The organism is Enhydrobacter aerosaccus (assembly GCF_900167455.1).
GTDB classification, from domain to species: Bacteria; Pseudomonadota; Alphaproteobacteria; order Reyranellales; family Reyranellaceae; genus Reyranella; species Reyranella aerosaccus.
Map to the genome: position 1 here is coordinate 254,942 of NZ_FUWJ01000006.1, position 23,063 is coordinate 278,004.

The 23,063-nt window shown below is 63.3% G+C and carries 26 protein-coding genes and 1 tRNA gene; 12 read left to right on the forward strand and 15 right to left on the reverse strand.

Annotated features, from left to right (window positions below):
* Nucleotides 1-8: 8 nt before the first annotated feature.
* Nucleotides 9-1,412, reverse strand: coding sequence for a cryptochrome/photolyase family protein (locus B5D62_RS21420; RefSeq protein WP_269435115.1), 1,404 nt, complete (start codon nucleotides 1,410-1,412; stop codon nucleotides 9-11).
* 78 nt (nucleotides 1,413-1,490) lie between these two features.
* Nucleotides 1,491-2,267, reverse strand: a complete 777-nt coding sequence (locus tag B5D62_RS21425; protein WP_170921059.1) for an EipB family protein — start codon at nucleotides 2,265-2,267, stop codon at nucleotides 1,491-1,493.
* A gap of 134 nt (nucleotides 2,268-2,401) precedes the next feature.
* Between B5D62_RS21425 and pdeM the strand changes: the two genes are divergently transcribed.
* Nucleotides 2,402-3,124 carry a ligase-associated DNA damage response endonuclease PdeM gene (pdeM, locus tag B5D62_RS21430; protein WP_085935979.1) on the forward strand — a complete coding sequence of 241 codons (723 nt, stop codon included), beginning with the start codon at nucleotides 2,402-2,404 and terminating at the stop codon, nucleotides 3,122-3,124.
* Nucleotides 3,125-3,126: 2 nt separating this feature from the next.
* On the opposite strand, the gene B5D62_RS21435 is transcribed toward pdeM, so the two are convergent.
* The gene (locus B5D62_RS21435; protein WP_085935980.1) at nucleotides 3,127-3,927 is read right to left on the reverse strand and encodes a 2-keto-4-pentenoate hydratase; all 801 of its coding nucleotides are present in this window, start codon (nucleotides 3,925-3,927) and stop codon (nucleotides 3,127-3,129) included.
* A 50-nt stretch (nucleotides 3,928-3,977) separates the two neighbouring features.
* Between B5D62_RS21435 and mobA the strand changes: the two genes are divergently transcribed.
* Nucleotides 3,978-4,685, forward strand: a complete 708-nt coding sequence (mobA, locus tag B5D62_RS21440) for a molybdenum cofactor guanylyltransferase (RefSeq protein WP_085935981.1) — start codon at nucleotides 3,978-3,980, stop codon at nucleotides 4,683-4,685.
* Here the strand turns inward: mobA and B5D62_RS34270 are convergent.
* Complete coding sequence (locus B5D62_RS34270; protein WP_336470168.1) at nucleotides 4,618-4,914, reverse strand: DUF3553 domain-containing protein; 297 nt, start codon at nucleotides 4,912-4,914, stop codon at nucleotides 4,618-4,620. The two genes, mobA and B5D62_RS34270, sit on opposite strands and share 68 nt — an antisense overlap.
* A 23-nt stretch (nucleotides 4,915-4,937) precedes the next feature.
* On the opposite strand from B5D62_RS34270, the gene B5D62_RS21450 reads away from it, so the two are divergent.
* The 4 genes from B5D62_RS21450 to dksA all read left to right on the forward strand — a co-directional run bounded on the left by B5D62_RS21450 (nucleotide 4,938) and on the right by dksA (nucleotide 7,419).
* On the forward strand, nucleotides 4,938-5,183 hold the full coding sequence (locus B5D62_RS21450; RefSeq protein ID WP_085936019.1) for a BufA1 family periplasmic bufferin-type metallophore: 246 nt from the start codon (nucleotides 4,938-4,940) through the stop codon (nucleotides 5,181-5,183).
* A gap of 2 nt (nucleotides 5,184-5,185) precedes the next feature.
* The gene (bufB, locus tag B5D62_RS21455; RefSeq protein ID WP_231714886.1) at nucleotides 5,186-6,025 is read left to right on the forward strand and encodes an MNIO family bufferin maturase; all 840 of its coding nucleotides are present in this window, start codon (nucleotides 5,186-5,188) and stop codon (nucleotides 6,023-6,025) included.
* A complete protein-coding gene (locus tag B5D62_RS21460) occupies nucleotides 6,006-6,797 on the forward strand; it encodes an HvfC/BufC N-terminal domain-containing protein (RefSeq protein WP_170921060.1) in 792 nt (263 codons plus the stop codon). The genes bufB and B5D62_RS21460 overlap by 20 nt, the downstream gene beginning before the upstream one ends.
* Before the next feature lie 196 nt (nucleotides 6,798-6,993).
* A complete protein-coding gene (gene dksA, locus B5D62_RS21465; RefSeq protein WP_085936020.1) occupies nucleotides 6,994-7,419 on the forward strand; it encodes an RNA polymerase-binding protein DksA in 426 nt (141 codons plus the stop codon).
* Nucleotides 7,420-7,477: 58 nt separating this feature from the next.
* Here dksA and B5D62_RS21470 read toward each other — a convergent pair whose 3' ends face one another.
* The 3 genes from B5D62_RS21470 to B5D62_RS21480 form a co-directional block, all read right to left on the reverse strand.
* On the reverse strand, nucleotides 7,478-8,944 hold the full coding sequence (locus B5D62_RS21470; protein ID WP_085935983.1) for an N-acyl-D-amino-acid deacylase family protein: 1,467 nt from the start codon (nucleotides 8,942-8,944) through the stop codon (nucleotides 7,478-7,480).
* A 10-nt stretch (nucleotides 8,945-8,954) separates the two neighbouring features.
* Nucleotides 8,955-10,454: a M81 family metallopeptidase gene (locus B5D62_RS21475; RefSeq protein ID WP_231714887.1), complete on the reverse strand. Its 1,500-nt coding sequence runs from the start codon at nucleotides 10,452-10,454 to the stop codon at nucleotides 8,955-8,957.
* Between the two features lie 364 nt (nucleotides 10,455-10,818).
* Nucleotides 10,819-11,718, reverse strand: coding sequence for an N-formylglutamate amidohydrolase (locus B5D62_RS21480; protein ID WP_085935985.1), 900 nt, complete (start codon nucleotides 11,716-11,718; stop codon nucleotides 10,819-10,821).
* Between the two features lie 91 nt (nucleotides 11,719-11,809).
* Here B5D62_RS21480 and B5D62_RS21485 point away from each other — a divergent pair.
* Nucleotides 11,810-11,884: transfer RNA gene (locus B5D62_RS21485), tRNA-Val, on the forward strand.
* Between the two features lie 110 nt (nucleotides 11,885-11,994).
* Here B5D62_RS21485 and B5D62_RS32985 read toward each other — a convergent pair.
* Nucleotides 11,995-12,213 carry a hypothetical protein gene (locus B5D62_RS32985; protein ID WP_139374005.1) on the reverse strand — a complete coding sequence of 73 codons (219 nt, stop codon included), beginning with the start codon at nucleotides 12,211-12,213 and terminating at the stop codon, nucleotides 11,995-11,997.
* 36 nt (nucleotides 12,214-12,249) lie between these two features.
* Here B5D62_RS32985 and B5D62_RS21490 point away from each other — a divergent pair, with 36 nt between their 5' ends.
* The 5 genes from B5D62_RS21490 to B5D62_RS21510 all read left to right on the forward strand — a co-directional run bounded on the left by B5D62_RS21490 (nucleotide 12,250) and on the right by B5D62_RS21510 (nucleotide 17,346).
* The gene (locus tag B5D62_RS21490) at nucleotides 12,250-14,295 is read left to right on the forward strand and encodes an NAD(+) synthase (RefSeq protein WP_231714888.1); all 2,046 of its coding nucleotides are present in this window, start codon (nucleotides 12,250-12,252) and stop codon (nucleotides 14,293-14,295) included.
* 50 nt (nucleotides 14,296-14,345) lie between these two features.
* Nucleotides 14,346-14,756 (forward strand): DUF3775 domain-containing protein, encoded by a 411-nt coding sequence (locus tag B5D62_RS21495; protein WP_085935987.1) that lies wholly within the window; start codon nucleotides 14,346-14,348, stop codon nucleotides 14,754-14,756.
* A 90-nt stretch (nucleotides 14,757-14,846) separates the two neighbouring features.
* Nucleotides 14,847-15,257 carry a rhodanese-like domain-containing protein gene (locus tag B5D62_RS21500; protein WP_085935988.1) on the forward strand — a complete coding sequence of 137 codons (411 nt, stop codon included), beginning with the start codon at nucleotides 14,847-14,849 and terminating at the stop codon, nucleotides 15,255-15,257.
* 9 nt (nucleotides 15,258-15,266) lie between these two features.
* Nucleotides 15,267-16,868, forward strand: coding sequence for a class I adenylate-forming enzyme family protein (locus tag B5D62_RS21505; RefSeq protein ID WP_085935989.1), 1,602 nt, complete (start codon nucleotides 15,267-15,269; stop codon nucleotides 16,866-16,868).
* Between the two features lie 7 nt (nucleotides 16,869-16,875).
* Nucleotides 16,876-17,346 carry a DUF3237 domain-containing protein gene (locus tag B5D62_RS21510; RefSeq protein WP_085935990.1) on the forward strand — a complete coding sequence of 157 codons (471 nt, stop codon included), beginning with the start codon at nucleotides 16,876-16,878 and terminating at the stop codon, nucleotides 17,344-17,346.
* Between the two features lie 48 nt (nucleotides 17,347-17,394).
* On the opposite strand, the gene B5D62_RS21515 is transcribed toward B5D62_RS21510, so the two are convergent.
* From B5D62_RS21515 to B5D62_RS21545, 7 genes are all read right to left on the reverse strand, one after another.
* Nucleotides 17,395-18,246: an alpha/beta fold hydrolase gene (locus B5D62_RS21515; RefSeq protein ID WP_139374006.1), complete on the reverse strand. Its 852-nt coding sequence runs from the start codon at nucleotides 18,244-18,246 to the stop codon at nucleotides 17,395-17,397.
* 1 nt (nucleotide 18,247) lies between these two features.
* A complete protein-coding gene (locus B5D62_RS21520) occupies nucleotides 18,248-18,628 on the reverse strand; it encodes a hypothetical protein (protein ID WP_085935991.1) in 381 nt (126 codons plus the stop codon).
* Nucleotides 18,625-19,320, reverse strand: a complete 696-nt coding sequence (locus B5D62_RS21525; protein ID WP_139374007.1) for a DUF6134 family protein — start codon at nucleotides 19,318-19,320, stop codon at nucleotides 18,625-18,627. The genes B5D62_RS21520 and B5D62_RS21525 overlap by 4 nt, the downstream gene beginning before the upstream one ends.
* A gap of 52 nt (nucleotides 19,321-19,372) precedes the next feature.
* Nucleotides 19,373-20,557, reverse strand: coding sequence for a CaiB/BaiF CoA transferase family protein (locus B5D62_RS21530; RefSeq protein WP_085935993.1), 1,185 nt, complete (start codon nucleotides 20,555-20,557; stop codon nucleotides 19,373-19,375).
* Nucleotides 20,558-20,565: 8 nt separating this feature from the next.
* A complete protein-coding gene (locus B5D62_RS21535; protein ID WP_085935994.1) occupies nucleotides 20,566-20,937 on the reverse strand; it encodes a cupin domain-containing protein in 372 nt (123 codons plus the stop codon).
* A complete protein-coding gene (locus tag B5D62_RS21540) occupies nucleotides 20,934-21,902 on the reverse strand; it encodes a hydroxymethylglutaryl-CoA lyase (RefSeq protein ID WP_085935995.1) in 969 nt (322 codons plus the stop codon). The genes B5D62_RS21535 and B5D62_RS21540 overlap by 4 nt, the downstream gene beginning before the upstream one ends.
* Before the next feature lie 18 nt (nucleotides 21,903-21,920).
* Nucleotides 21,921-23,063 (reverse strand): tripartite tricarboxylate transporter permease (locus B5D62_RS21545; RefSeq protein ID WP_085935996.1); only part of this gene is annotated, 1,143 nt, incomplete at its 5' end.

A 23,063-nucleotide genomic window follows, 5' to 3' on the forward strand; every position in this document is an offset into this window, starting at 1 on the left:
GCGTGATCCTAGGCCGCTTGCGCCAGCGATCGAAAGGCCTGCAGCGCTCTTGTGCGAGCAGCGCTGTGCTCGACGATCGGAGGCGGATAGATCTCGAGCGAAGGTCGCAGCCTCGCCATCCAGGGGCGATGGATCGTCTCTGCCGGAAGGTTTGCGAGCTCTGGCACCCAGCGGCGTACATACTCGCCATTGGGATCGAATTTCTCGGCTTGCAGAATCGGATTGAAGATCCGGAAGTAAGGTGCCGCATCCGCGCCACAGCCGGCGACCCACTGCCACGAGGCGGCGTTGTTGGCCGGATCGGCATCGACCAGCGTGTCCCAGAACCAGCGCTCGCCTTGCCGCCAGTCGACGAGCAGGTGCTTGGTCAGGAAGGAGGCTGTGATCATGCGCACCCGATTGTGCATCCAGCCCGTCTCCCAAAGTTGCCGCATACCGGCATCGACGATCGGGTAGCCGGTGTGGCCGCGACGCCAGGCTTCGAGCGCGCTCCCACCTTCGAGCCAGGGAAAGGCGTCGAATTGTGCCCGGAAGTTGCGCTCGGTGAGATCGCTGAAGTGAAACAAAAGATGGTAGGAGAATTCGCGCCAACCCAGCTCGGCAAGAAACTTGTCGGATGCCGGCGACGCGCCTCGGCATCTGACAGCGTGCCAGATCTGCCGTGGGCTGATTTCGCCGAATGCGAGGTGGGGCGACAGGCGGGATGTCGAATTGCAAGCCGGCTTGTCGCGGCATTGCTGATAGTGAGCCAACGCCTCTTCGAGAAATGCCGCCAGACGCCGGATCGCAGTCGCTTCGCCCGGACTCCATGTCGCCTTGAGGCCGCCCGACCAGTCGGGCGCGGCCGGTAGCAATCGCCAGTTGTCCAGACGGTCGCTGGCGGGCCATGAAGCGGGGGATGGCAGTGTCCTTGGCGCTGGTAGCGGATCGGACGGCGGCGGCAACGCCTGGCAGGCTTTCCAGAACGGCGTGAACACCTTGAAGGGCCCGCCGCTGCCAGTTTTGACCTCCCAAGGTTCGAACAGAAGATCTCCCCTGAAGTCGCCGACCGTGATGCCGCGATCTTGCAGGCGGCGCTTCAGCCGGTGATCAGAGCCAAGAGTGCCTTGGTCATAGACCCGGTTCCAGTAAACGGTAGAGGCGCCGCACGCCGAGGCGATCGCCCCGATCGCCTGTTCGGCGCTGCCACGATGTAGGATCAGGCGGGATCCGAGTTGCCACAAAGACGAATCGAGAGCGGCAAGGCTATGATGGAGCCACCAGCGGGAAGCGGCACCACGAGAACGCTTGCCTTCTGTTTCCTCGTCCAACACGTAAACGGGGACAATCGGTTCGCCGGCGCCGAGCGCGGCCATCAACGCCGGATTGTCGGCGAGGCGAAGATCGTTGCGAAACCAGACAAGAGACGTCACCAGTATCCACCGCTGTTTCCGTATCTGATACGCGCGGTGTTACCGATCGGATGATCGAGAAGAGGAGGCTCTAAATTCTCAGGAACCCGGACAAGTCGGTGCCTTGTGCATCTCCAGGCTCTGCAGGTCCGCCGTGACCTTGAGCAGGCCGGTATCGACTGTCAGCCGGTCGAGAACACCGCTGTCGAACACCTTCGCACTGACGGAAAAAAGCGGTCTCTGCTCCTGCTCCCGACCGCGGGTGAAAGTCATGAACACCGGCCAAGACTGCGATGACGGTACGGCGACCGGGCTGTCAGCAGGCGGTGCGGGCCGCAGGCTGCCAGGCTCCAGTTCCGTGACATCGACCAGGAAGGCATCGCCCACGACCTCAGCGTCGAACATCAATGCGGGAAAAGCTGCCGCTTTCGCCTTGAGACGATCCACCAGATGGCTGATGGCGGCGACAGGCATCAGGGTCGGGGGAGGTAGGATGAATTGCGATGGCCCAGTGGGGGAAACGATCTCCGCCCGCAAGTCCTTGCCGCTGCGTTGGATCTTGCCCTTGGTGTCGCGCTCCGCCCCATTCTGTATCTGCACGGCGCGATAGCGGAAGCCGTTGCCGCTACGGGCCTCTTCGCCGTCGAGCTTGGAGGCAAGGCTCAGTTTCCAGGCCGAGGTGATCGCGATCTCCGAAGAGATGTCGCGCTTGATATGCCACCCGGTGCAGTCGAGCGTGATGTCCTGAAAAGCCGTACCGATCCGCGGCGCATTGGCGCTGGTGCCCAAGCGCAGCGCATATTCGGCTCGATGGGGCTGCATTTGCGCTGACACCGCGTGAGGCAGCACCAGCAACATGGCAGCAATCAAACACATAGCTCGACTCATCGGTCCACCTTGCGTAGAGGACTCCGGTTGGTCAATCGTTCTGACGATGAGATGGCGTGACTTCATGGCGCTGCGATGGCGCCGTCGGTCACTCCGACCGGTGCCGAGGTAGCGATCCATCCATGACGCCCTACGAGTTCGTTTGTGCCGGGGAGCGGCTGGAGGCTCTGCCATTGGGGGCCTTGCATTGGCCGGCCCGCCGGTTGCTGGCGGTGGCCGATCTGCATCTCGAGAAGGGCTCATCCTATGCGGTCAACGCTCTGAAGCTCCTGCCACGACATGATACCCGCGAGACGCTCCAAGCCCTGGGGAGGTTGATCGAAGCGTTGCGTCCCGAAATCGTCGTCTGCCTCGGCGACTCGTTCCATGATGGCGAAGCCGTCGAGCGGCTGCCGCCATTCGAGCGGGCCGAAATAGAACGACTGACGAGCCTGGCGAAGTTCATCTGGATTGCGGGAAACCATGATCCGGCACCACCGCCCGAAGGCTGGGGACTGGTAGCGGAGCAGATCGCTCATGCGCCGCTCGTCTTCCGCCACGAGGCTCAGTTCGGGCCAGCCGAGGGGGAGATTTCCGGCCACTATCATCCGGTCGCGGCCTTGACGATTCGCGGCCGGGGGCTGCGTCGGCGTTGCTTCCTGACCGATGGCAGCAGGGTCATCCTGCCGGCCTTCGGCGCCTATACCGGCGGGCTCAACGCCCTCGATCCGGCGATCGCCCAGCTCTTCCCGGACGATTACGATGCGCTGGTCGTCGGTCGCGATGCCGTCCGACGCCTGTCGTGGCGGCAATTGCGGGCCGATCCGTCTTTTGCCGATTTTGCCTGGATGCGCGATCGTCGCTGAGGCTATTTGGGCAGCTCGTATTTGAGTGTGACCTCTCCGAGCCCTTCGATCCTGCCGACCGCCGTGCTGCCTGGAGGCACGAACTGACAGGCGACCATGCTGCCGGTCGAGACGATCATGCCCTTTTTCAGCGTCTTGCCATGCTCTGCGAGCTTGTTGGCGACCCAGGCCAATGAATTGTAGCAGTGGCCCATGACATCGCCGGAATGGCCGGTGCGGACCACCTTGCCGTCGAAGGAGATCGAGCCCTCCAGGTTGCCGAGATCGAGGTTGCGCCAGTTCTTGTTCGGCTTGGCAAGCAGGGACCCGCCGTTCCAACCCAGGTCCATGATCAGGGCGAAGGCGGTGAGGCGACTGTAGTCCGCGCCACGATCCTCGATGAGTTCGAAGCCGGCTCTTGCGCTGTCGACATAGGGTGCGATCGTGTCCTTGTCGTACGGCTTGCCTTTGGGCTTCGGCACATCGGCGTTCACGGTAAGGATGATCTCCAGTTCGACGCCGAGCCGGGTCCACCGGTCGGCGCGGACCGACGTCTTGCCTTCGAATACCCGCCTCTTGCGGATCGGGCCGTAGGCTGGACTGCGCAGGCCCGTCTGTTCCCATATCTGGGGAGCCGTCAGGCCGATCTTGTAGCCAACGACCGGACCTTGCTTCGCAATGATCTTCTTCAGGAAGGCGTCCTGGATCTTGTACGCAGTCCGTTCGTCTTCCGGCATGTACTGCGCTGGCCACCACCCGACCACGGCCCGCGCCTTCTCGACCGAATACAGCCAGTTGGCGACCTTGTTGACGTTCAGCGCCATGGTAATCCTCCCCTTGCTTGTCCGTCAGCGCTTCGCATAGTGCCCCCACGATGGTCAACGCGCTCGACAATCTTGGACCGGTTCGCGCCGCGGCGCTTGTGGGGGTGGTCTTGGCGGGCGGCGAGGGGCGAAGAATGGGGCCCGGCTTGCCGAAGCCGTTCCGGCCTCTGGCCGGCAAGCCCATGGTCGCGCATGTCGTCGAGCGACTACGGCCCCAGGTTATGGACCTTGTGGTCGTCGCCAACGAGCCGGCTGTTGCGTGGCGATCCCTGAACGTGCCTGTCATTCCGGATCTGCCGGAAGTGCAGCAGTTGGCTGAAAGGGAAGGTCGCCGGCTAGGGCCTCTCGCCGGCATCCTTGCCGGTATGGAATGGGCGTTGAAGCATCATCCGCATGCCGGATGGATCGTCACGGCACCAGCGGATGTGCCATTGCTGCCGATGGATCTGACGGTGCGGTTGTGCGGCCACATGCATGTACCGGAGCCCGACGTGCTGATGGTGCGCCATGGGCTGCGTCGGGAGCATACAGTCGGGGTCTGGTCGGTCATGCTTGCTCCCGACCTCCGCCGCGCGCTTCTGGAGGAAGGGCTGCGGCGAGTCGAGGAGTTCGCCCGTCGGCATCGCTTCGAGGAACTGGTCTGGCCGGGGAGTGGGGAGTGCTTCCTGAACGTCAATACGCCCGAGCAGCTCAAGATTGCGGAGCAGCATCTCGGCCCGGCTCGGCAGGCACGAGTTCCACGACGTTCCCGTCGATGAGAACCTTCCCCGCATTCTCGAAATTGACGGTGATGCGATGGCCGATCATCGACTGGATCTGGCCCAGCCCCCAGTCTGGGCGATCGGGATGGCGCACGAACGCCCCGGGCATGAGCATGGCATTTCCGGCTTTTTCGGGCATAGGATCGTCACCATTGCGTGAGAGCAGCGCGTGAAAGCGATAGCCGGCATGTGAACCGAGAACGGCCGGTATCCTGTATAAGAGCATATGTCCTTTGGAGGGAGCTTCAGATGAGCACAGGTCGGATGGCGATCGCAGCAGCACTGGCGGCGGCCCTTGCCCTGCCCGCGACGGCGCAGGCCCAAGGCAGTATGGAAAAATGCTTTGGCGTCGCCAAGGCAGGGAAGAATGACTGCCAGACCGATCATTCTTCCTGCGCGGGCACTTCCAAGACCGACGGGCAGACCGATGCCTGGATCTCCGTGCCCAAGGGCGTTTGCCAGAAGATCGTGGGCGGCAAGCTGACGTCGAGCTGAGGGTGCGCGCTGTCGCGGGGATCGGACTTCGTGCCCAGCACCTGGATCAGGTGGTGCGGGAGAGGCCGGCGATCGGCTTCCTCGAGATTCACGCGGAAAATTATCTTCTGCCCTCGCCGGCGCTCGCATCAGTAGAGAACCTGCGGGTTGATTATCCATTCTCGATCCATGCCGTCGGCCTGTCGCTGGGCTCGGCCGAGGGTCTCGACGAGCACCATCTTGAACGCGTCGCGACGCTTGTGCGGCGGCTGCAGCCGAATCTGGTATCCGACCATCTCTCCTGGAGTGTGGTCGGCGGAAGGTACCTAAACGACCTCCTGCCCTTGCCCTACACGGAGGAGGCACTCGACGTTGTCGCCCGCAATGTCGACCGCGTGCAATCGGCCCTGGGACGCCAGCTTTCGATCGAGAATCCGTCCTGTTATCTGGCGTTCGCGCATTCGACGTTGTCGGAGCCGGAATTTCTGGCGGAACTTGCCAGGCGGACCGGCTGCGGCCTTCTGCTCGATGCCAACAATGTCCATGTCACGGCGCACAATTTGCGCCTCGACCCGAATGCTTGGCTCGAGACACTGCCTGGCGCGGCGATCACGCAGTACCATCTGGCCGGTTATGCCGTGAACGATGCCGATGGCGAGCCGATCCTCATCGACGACCATGGCTCTCCCGTCAGGGAAGCTGTGTGGTCGCTTTTCGGCAGGATGTTGCATCGCTTCGGGCCGCGGCCGACCCTGATTGAATGGGACACGGATATTCCCGGCCTGCCTGTCCTGTTGGCGGAGGCGGCACAGGCGCAAGCGGTCTTGCGGCAGGGAGAGGAACGTGGCGCCCGCGCTGCGTGATCTTCAGAAAGCCTTTGCGGCGCAGCTGCTGGGATCAGGCATCACCATCGACACCGCATTGCCCGTGGCCGGAGACTCGATATCGGCCGCCGCACGCCTACGCGTCCATCGCCACCATGTCCTCACGAGTTTGAGCAAGGCCCTGGCCGGCACCTACGTCACCGTCGAGCGGCTGGTCGGCGAGGATTACTTCAAGGGGCTGGCCCGCTCGTTCATCACGAATGAGCTGCCCGAAGGTCCTGTACTCGCGGAATACGGAGCCGCCTTCCCAGCCTTTCTCGAGCGGCATCCCGTGGTAGGCCAACTGCCGTACCTGCCCGACGTTGCGCGCCTGGACTGGGCGTTGAACATGGCGTTCTACAGCCCCACCGGAAGCCGTCTGACGCGGGACCATCTTGCTCGCATCCCGGTCGACGACCTTCCCTTGCAGTGCATCGAACTGGCGGCAGGGACGACGCTGATCTGTTCTGCCTATCCCCTGGATCGGATCTGGGCTGCGACCCAGCCCGATGCCGCGGAAGAGCCGGTGGATATCGGCGCCGCCGGCGTCCGGCTCCTCGTCTTCCGGCGACCGGACGACGCGGGCTTTGTTGTCCTGGAGGAGGGCGAAGCGGCACTGGTTGCAGCCTTGCACTCCTCTTCGACCCTCGAGCAGGCGGCGGTGGCAGCAACTGCTGCCAATCCAGATTTTGATCTCTCCACCGCGTTTTCCCGGGTGCTGGGACTTGGTGTTTTGCTGCATTGCAGCAAAGACGGTTCCGTGACGGGCTGAATTTGCCCTAACTTAAGGGCTTTTGGCGGCCCGGTTTTTGCTGCAGTGCACGGCTAGAGTCCGCGCGGTGGCATGAACGAACTTACGGGGCACATGAACGAACTTGCGGGGCAATCGACCGCCCCTATACTCCGCGCGCCTTGAGGTCCGCCTCCCCCAGGCGGACGTGTAGTCGCTGCGAGTGGAGTTGCCGACGATGTCGATTACGTTGCCGCAGAATTACCGGCCGACCGATCGCGAACCGTTCATGAATGCAATGCAGCAGGAATATTTCCGTCAGAAGCTTCTGAAGTGGAAAGCCGAGCTGATCGAGGAGTCCAACCAGACATTGCAGAATATGCAGGAGGAGAGCCTCGCTCAGCCCGATCTCGCCGATCGTGCAACGGCGGAGACGGACCGGTCCCTCGAATTGAGGACCCGCGATCGCTTCCGCAAGCTCATCTCCAAGATCGACTCCGCCTTGAAGTCGATCGAGGAAGGCAGCTACGGCTACTGCGAGGAGACCGGCGAGCCGATCTCGCTGAAGCGCCTCGAAGCCCGTCCGATCGCGACGCTTTCCGTGGAAGCCCAGGAGCGACATGAGCGACTGGAACGGACACGGCGGGACGAAGGCGCCGACTGAGGCAAACAGAAAGGGCCTTGCATCAGCAAGGCCCTTTGTCTTTTGCAGGTGACGGTTTTCAGGCCGAGGCTTTTGCTTCTGCCTGCAGATCCTGGCGCTTGAGCGCGCGGCCGGCCCGGCCGCTGGCGGATTTGCCGTCGCGCCATACCACCTCGCCATTGCACAGGACCGTGTCGATACCCTTCGCTGCGGAGATCGGCTTCTCGAAGGTCGCCGTATCGATCACGGTCGCCGGATCGAAGATGCAGATGTCGGCATAGAAGCCCGGCTTCAGCTCGCCGCGCTTGGTGAGATGGAAGCGCTGGGCTGAGTAGGAGGTCATGCGCCGCACTGCATCCTCGAGCGGGAACAGCTTGAGGTCGCGCGAATAGTGGCCCAGGACGCGAGGGAAGGTGCCCCACAGGCGCGGGTGCGGATGTGTGTCGAAGGGGATGCCGTCGGAGCCGATCATGGCGCCCGGATGCGACATAGCCGCCTGGACATCCTTCTCGTCCATCATGAAGTAGATGGCGCCGGCCGGCTGAAGTCGGTCCGCCGCCTCGTAGATGGTGCAGCCCATCTCCTGCGCGATCTCCTTGAGGTCGCGCCCGCTCACGCCCTTCACGGTGTCGGACCAGGTGATCAGCACCTTGTCGGCGCGATCGAGCATCTCCTTGCGCAGGATCGTCGACCCGGCAACGTAGGGATAGACGTCGAAGGCGATCTGCTGCTGCTTCATCGCTTCGGTGAACTTGGGCAGCGTCTCCTTCATCCGGCCGAAGTTGGTGCGGCCCGAACACTTGTGGTGAGAGACGATGACCTCGGCGCCAGCGCGGCGGCCGATCTCGAACGTCTCGTCCATCGACTTCAGGACATCGTCGCCCTCGTCGCGCATATGGGCCGTGTAGACGCCGCCCCACTTGCCCAGCGGCTTGGCGATCTCGGCCACCTCGTCGGTCGAGGCCGCCATGGCGGGCGGATAGAACAGGCCGCTCGACATGCCGATGGCACCTTGCTCCAGGCTCTGGTCGAGCAGGTCGCGCATCAGGCCGATCTCCGACGGCGTCGCCTGGCGTGCCAGATCGTCGCCCATCGCGTTCATGCGGAGGGTCGAATGGCCGATCAGGAAGGCGCCGTTGATGGCCGGCTTGGCTGCCTGGACCTTGGCTGCGAATTCCGCGAAGGTCTTGGAGACGTTTTCCTGTCTTTTGACAATCAGGCTCAGGAAATGGCCGAAGTCGTCACGGATATAGGGGGCCGCCGAGGCACCGCAGTTGCCGCACACGACGGTGGTCACACCCTGGCTGGCCTTCATCGCCATCGTTGGATTGTCGATCAGCGCTGTGTCGTCGTGTGTATGGACGTCGATGAAGCCCGGCGCCACCACCCGGCCTGACGCATCGATCTCGTTGTCGCCCTTGAGCGAGCCCGGAGCCTCGACGGCAGCGATCCGGTCTCCCTTCAAGGCGACGTCGGCCGAGAACAGTTTCTTGCCCGTTCCGTCGGCCACCTGGCCATTGCGGATGACGGTGTCGTAACTGGCCATTGACGAACTCCTACGCTTCGTTGCGGCCCAGCCGCATGTCTGGATCGAATGGATAAAGCGGGCGCTTGATCCTGGTGTATTTGAACAGCCTCAGGTCCGACGCCGTGCAGCCGTCACCGTCGCACATCACGATATGCTTGGCGATGGGCTCGAAGCCCGCCCGGAAATGCTGGCGAGACTTGATGAGCACGTACTTCTTGCGTCGCGGATCGATGCCGCAATGGGTGAAGCAGCCGAGGTCGAACGGCTCGCTGCGGCGCTCCGAGACGACGATCTGCATCTTGCCGGTGTCGAGGACGGCGGTGCGCCCCATGCGGATGGTGGTGCCGGTGGCCATCGGCCCAGTCACCACGAATGTGCCGTCGGTTATGGCCTTGACCTTGCCCCTGATCTTGAGCGGCTTGCCCTTGAGGCCCATGGCGGGCATGTCGATCTTGCCCCCCAGCTCCAGCGTCACGTCCGCGCCCACGCCCGCCTTGATCATCTGATCGACGCAGGCCGGATCGCAGACCGGTCCGGCGCAGGCGTCCTCGAGGCCTTGCTTGATCGCTTCCTCGATGACGCTCATGACGTCTTGCGTGCCGCCTGAGGCGGTGTTGTCGCCGTGGTCGGCCATGACAATCGGGCCGCCTTCCAGGGACTTCGCGCGGGCCACCTGCACCGACAGCGGTTCCGGATGGAACAGGAAGCCTTCACGCCTCTCCCAGGCCGTATCGAGGATCTTGTTCAGCAGGATCTCGCCCTCGGCAGTGCGCTTGTCGCACACGATCACGGAGGAGAGGGCGAGGTGAGGGATGTCGGCCTGCGGGAAGCCGCCGAATACCGAGGCGTTCAGGACCTGGCCGGTATCCTCGGCCTGACTGGCCATTCCCATCAGGGTCTTCATTGGCTCGCGCGACGGCGTGTGCACGAGGGAACTGCTCATGATCGGGCGGTTGCCCCATACCATCTTGGGTTCGACCTCGCCGGCCAGAGCCCGCATCAGGGTCCGGCCGGCGCGGCGGGCCGTATCGGCCATGTCGACATGGGGGTAGGTGCGATAGCCTGTCATGACAGTCGCGCCCCGGACCATGGCGTCGGTCATCTGGGTGTGGAAATCGAGGGCGACGGCAATGGGCACGTCGGGCGCGATACGGCGGATGCGGTTCAGCAACTCGCCCTCGCCGTCGTCATAGTGCTCGGCGACCATGGCGCCATGCAGCGCCAGCAGGACGGCGTCACAGCCCTTCCGGACCTCGTCGACGATGGCCGTGGTCATCTGCTCGTAGGCAGCCTTGGTGACCAGGCCGGACGGGTTGGCGGCGGCGGCCATCGGCACCGCGAATTCCGCCCCCGCCTTGCGGGCAATCTCGATGAAGCCGCCCAGCGACGTATTGGTCCCCTCGGCCTCGGCGATGGCCTGCAGACCGCTCAAAGCGCCCGATTTGGCGAAGGATTCGATGGGAGTGGGAAGGGGCGAGAACGTGTTCGTCTCATGCATCATCATCGCGACTACGAACTTTTTCGCCACCAGACCCTCCCCATGCGGCTAAACCATTGGACACACTATATAAAATTCGCAGTGACGCGGACGTCATAGCTTTGCAATCATTGCAACTCTGCTTCCCGGATTTCTTGTGCGTTGCAGAAAGGCCACACCCGTTCCGTTACATGAGGATTGGTTAAGGGTGTGAACTGAAAGGCTCTTTTTGCCCCTTGCATTCTCTTCGCAGGTGCACCATTCTTAGCGGGCAGCAAACGCCGCCTCGGCGGCCTCTTTGTTTGCTGTATGCCCGTCTTGGGCGTTTCCTCCCTAAACTCGGGCCGTGCTTGTCACGGCCCCTTTTTTTGCCCGCATTGTGTCTGGATCGATTTTGCCGTCGTGCTGGGCTTGCCTATTCGGCAGCCAACGGATGTTGAAGCTGTGAGCGCAGGGTGTTGCGACCAAGCTCTTCGAGCAGACCGGTCATCAGGCGCTTCACGACCCCCATCGTCGGCAGGCGTTCGTGGCGCGCCTCATCCATATACAGTCCTCGATTGATCTCGATCTGCAGGGCGTGACGGCCGGCCGCCGGCCGTCCGTAGCGCTGGGTGGTGAAGCCACCGGCATAGGGTTGGTTGCGTAGCACCCGGAGCCCCTGGCCTGCGAGCCAGCGCTCCGCCAGGTCGACGATGTCGGGGGGGCAGGCATCGCCATGGTTATCGCCCAGGACGATATCCACGCGTTGATCCTTGTCCCGTCCCGTCAGCCCTGAAGCGGATGAAGGCATGGAATGCGCATCAATCAGCAGGGCCGTGCCAAAATGGCAGTGGGTCTCTTCGACAAGTCGCGCCAGGGCGGTGTGGTAAGGCCGCCAGCAGGTCTTGAGCCGGTGTTCGATCTCGTCTGCCGGAACGCGGCGGCGATAGATGGCCTCGCCACTGGCGGCGACACGGGGAATCATGCCCAAACCCGCGGCCACGCGGGTGGTGCGGTGGTTGAGGGGACGCGGCAGCGGTCCTTCGAACATGCCCGGATCGAGCTCGTAGGGCTCGCGGTTCACGTCGACATAGGAGCGCGGGAAACGGGCCGCCAGGAGCGGTATGCCGAGGCCGGGTGCGTCTCCGAACAACTCGTCGACGAAAGCATCCTCGGCGCGCCGCAGCGCCGCAAGCGGCACTGCTGCCAATTTCAGGAAATCGGCAGGGTAGCTGTCGCCGCTGTGGGGAGAGGCCACGACCATCGGAAAGGTCTGCCGCTCTGGCAGGCGGCAGTGGAAAGCCTCGTGTTCCGACGAAGGCGCCGCAAAGTCCATCCGGCCTTCATAGCGCGTGCGCGGGAGGACGTCACGCGTCCCGGGCTTGCAAAGCGGCAAGCGGCGATGTAGACGACCGCCCTCCGGTGATGGGCGCGTAGCTCAGCGGTAGAGCACTGTCTTGACATGGCAGTGGCCACAGGTTCGATCCCTGTCGCGCCCACCATCACCTTGGTCTCATTTGATTTTCCCGGTATCGCTTGCGGCACGTTCTGCCAGAGATCGGGAGGCCTGCGATGAGCAGGAAGGTCAAAGCCGGCCGGTTCAACTGTGTCATCATCCGGTGAGCTGGCGACTGTCGCGGAAAGCGCACTTTCGGCGACGCTCGCCGCGCGCCAGTAGGGCTGGTGGAACCACGAGTCCCAGCTCGTTGGCGGTCGTACGGTTGATGAAGAGCTCGAACAGGGTTGGCTGTGAGACGGGCATTTCCGCCGGCTTGGCGCCATTGTATTTGTCCGTTCCGACTTCCTTGACATGGCGGGGGCACAGCTTCAATCCCTGTCGCGCCCACCATCGCCGGACCACGATCCCTTGAAATCCGATTTTTTCTCCCTCTACTCCCACGACTTCGTTCGCGTCGCCTGCTGCGTTCCGCGTACCCGCGTCGCCGATGCCCCTTACAACCTCGCCGAGACGTTGAAGCTTGCCGCCGCCGGGGACAAGGCCCGGACGGCAGTCATGGTCTTTCCCGAGCTCGGCCTTTCGTCCTACGCCATCGAGGACCTGCTTCTGCAGGATGCCCTTCTCGACGAGGTCGAAGACTCCGTCGCCAAGGTGGTCGAGGCATCGAAGACGTTGTTCCCGGTCCTGATCGTCGGCGCGCCGCTGCGTCTGGCCGGCCGGCTCTACAACACCGCGATCGTTATCCACCGTGGCAAGATTCTCGGCGTCGTGCCGAAGACCTATCTGCCGAATTATCGCGAGTTCTACGAAAAGCGGCACTTCGTCTCGGGTGCTAACGTGATTCGGCAGGAAGTCGAGATTGCCGGACACACAGTGCCGTTCGGCACCGAGTTTCTGTTCGAGGCCAAGGGCATCGATCTCACGTTCCATGTCGAGATCTGCGAGGACATCTGGGTTCCGGTGCCGCCCTCCAGCCACGCCGCGCTGGCCGGTGCCGAGTTGCTCGTGAACCTATCCGCCAGCAACATCACCATCGGCAAGGCCGAGGCGCGCCAGCTGCTGTGCGGCAGCCAGTCGATGCGCGCCATCGCGGCTTATGCCTACTCCGCGGCGGGGCCCGGTGAATCGACCACCGATCTGGCCTGGGACGGCCAGGCGGCGATCTACGAAGTCGGCGATCTGCTGGCCGAGTCGTCGCGCTTCGAGAAAGACTCCACGATCGTGCAGGCTGATGTCGACGTTGGCCGAATCCGCCAGGAACGGCTGCGCAACAATGGCTTCGCCGATTGCGCGCTGCAGGAACGCGAGCGGGTGGCTTGTTTCAAGCGCATTGCCTTTTCGTTCGACGCGCCGACCGAATCGGTCGCGCTCGATCGCCTGGTGGAGCGTTTCCCCTATGTGCCGTCGGACCCGGCAAAGCTGCGCGATAATTGCTACGAGGCCTACAATATCCAGGTCCAGGGCCTTGCCCAGCGCTTCAAGTCGAGCGGCGTGCAGAACGCTGTCATCGGTGTTTCAGGCGGTCTCGATTCCACTCATGCATTGATTGTGACCTGTCGGGCGATGGACATGCTGGGCCTCGACCGCAAGAACGTGAAGGCGTTCACGCTGCCGGGCTTCGGGACCTCGGACAAGACCTATGCCAATGCCTGGCGGCTGATGAAGGCACTCGGGGTGACGGCCGACGAGATCGACATCAAGCCGGCGGCGAAGCAGATGCTGGCCGACATCGGCCATTCCTTCGCCAAGGGCGAGAAGCTCTACGACGTCACCTTCGAGAACGTGCAGGCGGGGCTGCGCACGGATTACTTGTTCCGGCTCGCTAACCAACATCGCGGGCTGGTTGTCGGAACCGGCGACCTGTCCGAGCTCGGTCTCGGCTGGTGCACCTATGGCGTGGGCGACCACATGTCCCACTACAATCCGAACGGCTCCGTCTCCAAGACGCTGATCCAGCATCTGATCCGCTTCGTCGCAGCGTCGGGCGACGTCGATCAGGAAACGGCGGTCATCCTGCACGATATCCTCAACACCGAGATCTCACCCGAGCTCATTCCGGCCGATGCCGGCGGCGTCATCCAGTCGACCGAACAGTTTGTCGGGCCCTATGCGCTGCAGGATTTCAATCTGTACTATCTGACGCGTCTCGGCTACCGGCCGTCGAAGATCGCCTTCCTGGCCTGGAATGCCTGGCACGATGTCGAGCGCGGCGCCTGGCCGGCGAACCTTCCGGAAGGGACGAAACGAGCCTTTGCACTCGAGGAGATCCGGCGGTGGCTCGAGCTCTTTCTGCGCCGCTTCTTCAGCAACCAGTTCAAACGCTCGGCGTTGCCCAATGGACCGAAGATCTCGTCGGGGGGATCGCTCTCGCCGCGCGGCGATTGGCGAGCTCCTTCGGATGGCAGCCCCGATGTCTGGCTCGCGGAACTGAAGGAGTCCGTCCCCGAGCGCTAGGCGGCCGCCGCGCGGCGGGTCGTTCGGCTCGCCAGGAGGAGTCGCCCGCGATGCCAACCCTTTCGATTTCGGCCGAGCAGGTCTGTTACCTCATCGTCAAGGCGCGCGAGTTCGACGTGCAGGACGTGACGACGGATCCGGACGATGCATCCAACGCCGCTGACGACAGGATGATCGCCGTTCTCGAAGAACATTCGGACAATCCCGTCGTTCAGGAAATCGTCGCCTTTATCGACGCGCTGGGCGACGACGAGAAGGCCGATCTCGTGGCCTTGATGCAACTCGGACGCGGCGACCGCGAGATGGAGGAATGGCAGGCACTCCACGACGAGGCCTTGCGCGAATATATCGAGCGCACCGCGGACTACCTCCTCGGCCAGCCACTGGTCAGCGACTATCTTGAGGAAGGTCTGGCTCAATTCGGATTCACCTGCTCGGGGTTCGAAGTGGGTCGGCTGTGAAGGCATCGTTCCGCGAATATCGAACAAGCGGAGGGCTTCCGCGCTTCGTGCCCAGCAAGTACAAATGGGCATCGTCCGGGAGGAGAATCGATGCCGTTGAACATCAAGAAGACCGTGCAGCAGATGGTCGACGAAGCGAGCCGAGAGATCGAAACCGTGTCGGTCGAAGAGGCGAAGAAGCTTCTCGGACAACCGGGCATCACATTCATCGACATCCGGGATCCGCGGGAATTGTGGCGGGACGGCACGATCCCGGGCGCGATCAACGTGACGCGGGGCATGCTCGAGATGTGGATCGATCCACATAGTCCGTACGCCAAGGACTATTTCCAGACCGGCAACAAGTTCATCTTCTTTTGCGCCGGTGCCTGGCGCTCGGCGCTGGCGACGAAGACGGCCCAGGATATGGGGCTTTCGCCGGTCGCCCATCTCGAGGGCGGCCTGAGCGGGTGGAAGAAGGCAGGCGGGCCTGTCGAACAGGTGGAGCCGAAGAAGAAGTAGGTGAGGGACATGAGCGCGGATCAGCCGCTGGTTCCGCAGCCGACGGAGCGGGAATTCCCCGAGTTCGTGTCAATCCCTGTGCGGGTCGCCCGCAACGCGAAGCTCTATCCGGACAAGATCGTCGTGCAATGCCAGGGCGAGGCTCGGACCTGGCACGACTTCGACCGTCGCGTGAACAAGATCGCGCGCACTCTTGCCGGCATGGGTATCGGCAGAGGCGACAAGATCGCCGTCCTGGCAGTGAACTCGATCGAATATCTCGAGACCTTCATCGGCGGGTTGCGATCCGGGGCCTGCGTCGTGCCGCTGTCGACGATGGCGGCATCGGATGCGCTCGAGAAGATGCTGGACGACTGCGACGCGAAAGTGCTGTTTCTGTCGGACCAGTATCGCCAGCTGGTCGAGCCCTACGAGCAGAAGCTGTCCAAGCTCGTTCCTGGCGGCCGTATCGCCTACGACTTCGAGCGCCCGGGATGGCAAGGCTTCGAACATTGGATGAGCCAAGCCAGCGAGCTGGCCTTCGAACAGCCCATCCATGCCCTAGACGACTTCAATATCATCTACAGCTCCGGAACCACTGGGCTGCCGAAAGGGATACTACACAGCCACGTGATGCGCGACATGCTGGCGGTGCGCTTCACGGCCTTCGACTACAGTCCCGGCACCATCTCGCTAGCGTCCACACCGCTCTATTCCAACACGACGCTGGTCGCGGTGCTGGCCACGATCGGCATCGGCGGCACGACCATCCTGATGCGCAAGTTCGACGTCGTGCAGTTTCTGGAGATCGCCCAGCGCGAGCGCGTCACCCATGCCATGCTCGTGCCGGTGCAGTATCAGCGCATCCTCGCCCATCCGGATTTCGACAAATACGATCTCAGCGCCTTCAAGGCCAAGCTCTCCACCAGTGCGCCGCTCCGTGCGCAGGTGAAGGCCGATTGCCTGAAGCGCTGGCCCGGCCGATTGATCGAGATCTATGGCCTTACGGAGGGTGGAGGAAGCTGCACGCTGGAGGCAAACCTTTACCCCGACAAGCTACATACGGTCGGCAAGCCCGGGCTGGGCAGCGAGATCGTGGTCCTGGGCGAGCAGGGGCAGGTGCTGCCGCAAGGCGAGGTCGGCGAGCTTGCCGGGCGAGCCGAGCTGATGATGAAGGGCTACTACAAGCAGGATGACAAGACGCGCGACCTTCTCTGGTACGACAAGGAGGGGCGGCTGTATTTCAAGTCGGGAGACATGGGCAAGATCGACGAGGACGGCTTCGTCGTCCTGCTTGATCGCAAGAAGGACATGATCATTTCCGGCGGGTTCAACGTCTATGCCGCCGACATCGAGGTGCTGCTGCTCAAAAATCCCGATATCGTCGACGCTGCGGTGATCGGTGTTCCGAGCGATCAGTGGGGTGAATCGCCGCTGGCGCTTTGTGTTCGCCGTCCAGGGGCAAAGGTCGGTGAGGGCGACGTCAAGGAGTGGGCCAACGCCCAGCTCAGCAAGACGCAACGCCTGGTCGGAGTCGAATTTCGCGACTCGCTTCCGCGCAGCACCATCGGCAAGATCATGAAGCGTGAGCTGCGTGAGCCTTACTGGGCTGGACGCAGCGCCAGAATCTGAGGGCGTCATGGCCGAACCAGCACTGCTGTCATCTCATCTCTTCACCCTAACGCTCGACGTCGATTCCAACGTGACCGACGTCGGCGATACTCCCTACGGCCGCCGCCGTATCGCGACGGTGAAAGGCGGGCATTTCGAGGGTAAGGAGCTGAAGGGAATCGTGCTGCCGACCCCGGGCGGGGATTGGCTGCTGCAGCGGCGCGACGGTATCCTCATGCTCGATGTGCGGCTCAGCCTCAAGACGCACGACGATCATCTGATCTACATGCACTATCGAGGCATGCGGCACGGCCCAGCCTGGGTCATTGAGCAGCTCAATAAGGGCGAGAAGGTCGATCCGAGCCAGTATTATTTCCGCACCACGCCCTGGTTCGAGACCGCCTCCGAGAAATATCGGTTCCTCAATCGCATCGTTTGCGTCGCCACCGGTCGGCGCGATCCGACCGGGCCAGTCTACGAGGTTTTCCAGATCCTTTGAGGGAAGATCATAGCCCTTTCGGGGCGTCGATGGTTTTCGGAGGCTCGTTCACGGTCCGGACGCGATCTTCTCCAGAACCGGCAGGATGTACTCGCGGAATTTGGCCGGGTTCTCGCTCATCGGGAAGTGCCCGAGTTCTTTCATGATCTGCACCTCGACGCCGGGGATCTGTTCTGCCGTGCGCAGCGTATCTTCGGGCGTGCAGGAGAAATCGTACTCGCCGGTAAGCAGGTACAGAGGGCAGCGTCTGGTGTCGATCGCCTTGACCCTTTCACGCAGATCGCCATCGACGCGGTAAAAATAAAGATCGCCTTTGAAGACGCCCGGTCCACCCTGCATGTACATCCAGAGCGTCTCATGACGACTGACCGGCGGGCTATGCGGCGCGATCAGGCCGGAGATCAGGGCGGCACAGACCTCACCGCCATGCACATCGGGGCGATGCAGCCAGGCGGTGTCGTACCAGGGCTGCTGGAAGTCGGCCGCTTCGAGCGCGATCAGAGCCCTGAATTCAGCCGCGTGCGCGATCGCGAGGTTCAGCACGATGCGGCCGCCGATCGAGCAGCCCATGACGACCGGCTTGTCCAGTTCCAGGCTGGCGCAGAAAGCCCGGATCGCGGCCGTATAGCTCTCGGTGGTCAGCCGATACTCCTCGCGTTCCCAGCCATCGGGCGGCGTCGATTTGCCATGCCAGGGCAGGTCGAACGCAAGCACCCGAAAACGCCGCGTGATCTCGGGATCCGCAAGCAGGTGTCGATATTGCCGATTGTCGGCCCCGGCCGTGTGGAGGCACACGAGCGGTATTCCCTGGCCCGCCTCTTCGAAATAGAGCCGGTGAGGAACGCCGCCGATCTCCGTGCGCAGGTAGCGGCCAATCATGGGATCGAGCTTCGGCGCCACGTTACGCTCCCTGTGCCAGTCTCGGCAGGGCCAGCAGGTCCTTGAAGTACTGCAGGTTCTGCAGCAGCGGGCGCAAATCACCTTCCATGGAGGCGGCGCCGCGCTTGGTCAGCGCGAAGAGATCGTGCCAGCCCGGCTTTGGAATGGGTTCCCAATAGCGGGCCCAAGCTTCCTCCGCGGCGCGAAACGTGAAGGCAGTCGACCGCATCAGCCGTAGGCCGCGATCGAGGTTCGCTATCGCGCCGGCGCTGATGGACAGGAAAAACGGTTCGGCGCCGATATCGATGCGGCATTCGACAGTGAGCCAATGGCCGCGCCGCATGAGATCGGCGTCGGCTGCGAGCAGCCGCGGCAGGCGGGCGAAGCGATCAGGCGGAGTCATTCCTGCAGAATGTAGTCGATGATCGAGCCGTCGGGAGCGGGAAAGCTGGCTTTCACCCATCGATTGCGATCATCGAACCATTGGCTGAACCGCAAGTCGCCCGTGTAGTCGTAGCGTGTCGCGGTCAGGGTATGGGTCACCGTCTTCACCGCTTCCTGGCCGACGACGGACACCTTTATCTTCGAGATGGTTCCGTACTGGGTATTGAGCAAAGCCGACTGTTCGACCTGAAGACGGTTCCAATGCGTCGACGGAAGGATGCCGGCAGGCAGCTTGTCGCGCACTTCCGTCGCCGGCTGCACGCTCTCCTGGCCTCCGGGCGAGGATGCGGCTGGCTCGAGCCGGTCGACCGCTACGGCGCTGGCAGAGTGCTCGGCCTTCACGGCATATTTCGTCCCGTTGTCGTTTGCCTCGGACTCCAGGCGCAGGAAGGTGGAGCCCTCCCAAACCTCATGACAGCGATAATTATAGCGAAAGAGCGTGACTCCCAAGGCCTTCACGGCCAGGTCGAGCGAGGTCGCGACGTATTGCTTGCCGTCCTCGTGCCGGAAGCGCAGCGCATGATGACCGATCAGTTCGCCCTTTCGATAGACGGCGAAGATATGACTGCTGCCGTAGGGGAAATCCAAGGCGGCCGCGGCTCGAGCGGCTCCGGTAGACAACATCGTCGTGAGAAAGAAACGGCGCCTCATCAGTCCCCGTAACGTCTACGAAGGCGCGAGGTCCCTGGATCGGTCACGCGCTTTAGACCACCCGGTCCGCCCGCAACCGTTCTATGGCGGCGGGACCGTAGCCGAGTTCCTGCAAAATCTGGTCCGTGTGTTCTCCGAGCTTCGGCGCGCGGCGCCGGATGGTGAGCGGAGTACGGGAAAGCCTGACGGGCTCCTGCAAGACCGGAATGGGTTTGGCGGCCCCTGGGAACTCCATCGGGTGGAAGAACCCGGCCTGCTGGACATGCGGGTCGTCGAGGGCCTGTTGCGGTGTATAGATCGCGCCGGCAGGGATGCGGTTGGCTTCGAGCTCCGCCAGGGCCTCGGCCACGGTTCGTTGCTCGCACCATTTCTGCATGATCTCGGAGAGGGCCTCACCATTGTCGCCGCGAGCGAGATCGTCCTTGAAACGCGGATCCGTGGCCAGGCTCTCGTCACCCATCAGCCGGCACCACCGCACGAACAGCGGCTGGCCGATGGTCATGGCGTAGATCCAGCCATCCTTGCATTTGAATGTGTCGGAGGGGCCGGCGGTGAAGCCTCGGTTGAGCGTGGCGATCCGGTTGAGATCCAGTATCGCCTGCTCGATGAGGTGGCCGTTGGTGATGTTGATGGCCGTGCGCAGCAGGGCGGTCTCGACCTTCTGGCCCTTGCCGGTCTTCTGCCGGTCCATCAGCGCCGCCAGGACGCCCACGGTGCTGAGCAGGGCTGAACTGAAATCGACGAACGGCGCGTTCATGCGGGTCGGGACCTTGCCGTCGCCGGAGAGGTACATGGCGCCGGACATGGCCTGACCGATCGTGTCGAAACCGACGCGGGTGGCGTAAGGACCCTCGGATCCAAAAGTGGAGTTGGTGGCGAGGATGATGCGTGGATTGATCGCTTCCAGGGACTCGTAGTCGATCCCCATCTTCTGCAGGTCTTCGTAGGGCAGGTTGGCGATCACCACGTCGGAGACGGCGACGAGTTTTTTGACGATCTCGCGGCCCGCCGGCTTCACCGGGTTGAGTGTCAGGCCGAGCTTGTTGCGCCCCATCTGGAGGAACATGGCGCCTTCGCCGCTGTCGGTGACCGGTGTGACCCAGCGGTCCTCGCTGCCCTCCAGCTTCTCGATACGGATCACTTCGGCGCCAAGATCACCCAGCATGGTGCCGCAGAAGGGGCCGGCTATGTACCGACCGAAATCGAGGACGCGGATCCCCTCAAGAACGCCAGCCATTACCCTCGTTATTCTCCCGACTGATCGAAAAATCTGTTCGGCTTCAGAAAGATCGCCAGCACCAGGCAGCCTTCCTCGGTCCAGGCATCGTGCCGGCTGCCGGCACGGCGCCAGACGTAGTTTCCGGCGGTGCAGACACCGTCGCGGTCGATCAGCGATCCTTCGAGGATGAAGCTCTGCTCGATCTCGACATGCTCGTGATGAGGCAGGCGGGCGCCCGGTGCCCAGCGCATCAGGGCGGTCGACAGGCCGGTCGCGCGGTTCTCCATCAGCACCTTGCACTCGACGCCGGGAAAGCGCGTCGGCTGCCAGGGCAGGGCGGCGACGTCGACATAAGTCGAGTCGGGCACCAGATCGGCGAGCCGGGACTCGGCGTTCATGCAGCGGCCTTTTGCGCCGCCCGTTGCTTGGCGGCCTTGAGCGTGCCGCCGCGCATCACATGGCCGGGCAGCTGCCGGCCGACGACCTGCTCGGCGAGCTTGGCTACCTCGATCAGGCGCTCGATATCGAGGCCGGTTTCGATGCCCATCTCCTCGCACATGAAGGCAAAGTCCTCGGTGCAGATGTTGCCCGCCGCACCTTCCGTGGCCGCGAACGGGCAGCCGCCCAGACCGGCGACCGAAGCGTCGAACTTGGTCACGCCCAGACGAAGGCCGGCGTACGCAGCGGCCATGCCGGTGCCGCGCGTATCGTGGAGGTGGAGCGAAATCTCGAGTTCCGGCCACTTGCTGCGGATGGCGCCAATCAGCCGCTCTACGGATAGCGGGGTTGCCCAGCCCATGGCATCGGTCAGCTTGATGCCTTTGAGCTGGAATCCGGCCATTTCAGCCTCGTCGAGGACCTGGCGGCAGCGCTGCAGGATCAACTCGGTCGACAGCTCACCCTCGTAGTTGCAGCCGAAGGCGCCCAGCACCACGCCCCATTCGACGGGCATGCCACGATCCTTGAAGGTCTGCAGCGACATCCGCTGCTCGACCAGCGAGTCCGCCACCGACTTGCCGATATTCTTGCGCGAGAAGGTCTCCGAGGCCGTGATGCGCACGCTGCCCTGCACATCGAGTGGCCCGCGCAACGCTCGCTCGAGCCCCTGCTGATTGAGATAGAGCGCGCTGTAATGGATGCCGGGCTTGCGCCGGATGGCCGCTGCCACTTCCTCGGCGTCGGCCATGGTGGGTACGCGCTTGGGATTGACGTAGGAGACGCAGGCGATGTGCGTCAGTCCCGTCTCCGCCAAGGCCTCGATGAGGCGGACCTTGTCGGCGACGGGAATCATCTTCTTTTCCGACTGGAACCCTTCGCGAGGGCCTTCCTCATCGATCGTGACGCGCTTGGGCAGGTCGGACATGGCAAAACTCCCTAAGGGTCAGGCGTCCTCTTCCTGGAAGGCCTCTTCCCTTGCTTTCTTGATGCTGGGGAGGGCCATGAGGAGGAGGAGGACGGCGGTAGCGATCAGCAGGCCGAGGCTGATGGGCCTCTGGATGAAGACCGCGGGGTCGCCACGCGACAGCAGCATGGCGCGCCGGAAATACTCCTCCATCTGGGGCCCGAGCACCAGCCCCAGCAGGAAGGGGGCGCCTTCGCAGCCGAGGCGGACGAAGACGTAGCCGAGCACGCCGAAGATGGCGACCTGGACGACGTGGAAGGTGCTGTTCTGCAGGCTGTAGGCGCCGATCGAGCAGAACAGCAGGATGGCCGGGGCCAGGAAGCGGTAGGGTACCGTCAGCAGCTTCACCCACATGCCGATCATGGGCAGGTTGATGATGACCAGCATCAGGTTGCCGATCCACATCGAGGCGATCATGCCCCAGAACAGGTCCGGCTTCTTGGTCATGACCTCGGGGCCGGGCTGGATGCCCTGGATGATCATGGCGCCGACCATCAAGGCCATGACGGCGTTGGAGGGGATGCCGAGCGTCAGCATGGGGATGAACGAGGTCTGGGCAGCGGCATTGTTGGCCGATTCCGGCGCCGCGACGCCTTCGACCGCGCCCTTGCCGAACTCGCCTGGGCGCTTGGAGAGCTTCTTCTCCAGCGTGTAGGCCGAGAAGGCGCCGAGGGTGGGGCCGCCGCCCGGCAGGACGCCGAGGATGGAGCCGAGCGCCGTGCCGCGCAGGACCGCGGGCCAGGCCCGCCGCACTTCTTCGCGGGTTGGCCACAGCGAACTCACCTTGATGGCGCCCGAGCGCGACATCTTGCGTTCGAGATTGACCACGATCTCGGCGATGCCGAACAGGCCCATGGCGATGGGGGCGAAGTCGATGCCGTCGCTGAGTTCGGGGATGTCGAAGGTGAAGCGCTGGGCGCCGGTATTGACGTCGGTGCCGACCAGGCCGAACAGCAGGCCGAGGAACACCATCGCGATCGCCTTCAGGACCGAGCCGCTGGCCAGCACGACGGCGGCGACGAGGCCGAGCGCCATGAGCGAGCAATAGTCGGCCGGGCCGAACTTCTGGGCCATCGCCGTCAGCGGCTCGGCGAAGATGACGATGATGATGGTGCCGACCGT

Coding starts and splice junctions, on each gene's coding strand:
- B5D62_RS21480 (WP_085935985.1), bottom strand. CDS start 11,718: ATGGACTTTGCGGCGCCTTCGTCGGAACACGAGGCTTTCCACTGCCGC.
- B5D62_RS21450 (WP_085936019.1), top strand. CDS start 4,938: ATGAGCACAGGTCGGATGGCGATCGCAGCAGCACTGGCGGCGGCCCTT.
- B5D62_RS34270 (WP_336470168.1), bottom strand. CDS start 4,914: ATGCTCTTATACAGGATACCGGCCGTTCTCGGTTCACATGCCGGCTAT.
- B5D62_RS21495 (WP_085935987.1), top strand. CDS start 14,346: ATGCCAACCCTTTCGATTTCGGCCGAGCAGGTCTGTTACCTCATCGTC.
- B5D62_RS21505 (WP_085935989.1), top strand. CDS start 15,267: ATGAGCGCGGATCAGCCGCTGGTTCCGCAGCCGACGGAGCGGGAATTC.
- B5D62_RS21470 (WP_085935983.1), bottom strand. CDS start 8,944: ATGGCCAGTTACGACACCGTCATCCGCAATGGCCAGGTGGCCGACGGA.
- B5D62_RS21500 (WP_085935988.1), top strand. CDS start 14,847: ATGCCGTTGAACATCAAGAAGACCGTGCAGCAGATGGTCGACGAAGCG.
- mobA (WP_085935981.1), top strand. CDS start 3,978: ATGGTCAACGCGCTCGACAATCTTGGACCGGTTCGCGCCGCGGCGCTT.
- pdeM (WP_085935979.1), top strand. CDS start 2,402: ATGACGCCCTACGAGTTCGTTTGTGCCGGGGAGCGGCTGGAGGCTCTG.
- B5D62_RS21525 (WP_139374007.1), bottom strand. CDS start 19,320: ATGAGGCGCCGTTTCTTTCTCACGACGATGTTGTCTACCGGAGCCGCT.
- B5D62_RS21510 (WP_085935990.1), top strand. CDS start 16,876: ATGGCCGAACCAGCACTGCTGTCATCTCATCTCTTCACCCTAACGCTC.
- B5D62_RS21530 (WP_085935993.1), bottom strand. CDS start 20,557: ATGGCTGGCGTTCTTGAGGGGATCCGCGTCCTCGATTTCGGTCGGTAC.
- B5D62_RS21540 (WP_085935995.1), bottom strand. CDS start 21,902: ATGTCCGACCTGCCCAAGCGCGTCACGATCGATGAGGAAGGCCCTCGC.
- B5D62_RS21435 (WP_085935980.1), bottom strand. CDS start 3,927: ATGGCGCTGAACGTCAACAAGGTCGCCAACTGGCTGTATTCGGTCGAG.
- B5D62_RS21535 (WP_085935994.1), bottom strand. CDS start 20,937: ATGAACGCCGAGTCCCGGCTCGCCGATCTGGTGCCCGACTCGACTTAT.
- B5D62_RS21425 (WP_170921059.1), bottom strand. CDS start 2,267: ATGTGTTTGATTGCTGCCATGTTGCTGGTGCTGCCTCACGCGGTGTCA.
- B5D62_RS21520 (WP_085935991.1), bottom strand. CDS start 18,628: ATGACTCCGCCTGATCGCTTCGCCCGCCTGCCGCGGCTGCTCGCAGCC.
- dksA (WP_085936020.1), top strand. CDS start 6,994: ATGTCGATTACGTTGCCGCAGAATTACCGGCCGACCGATCGCGAACCG.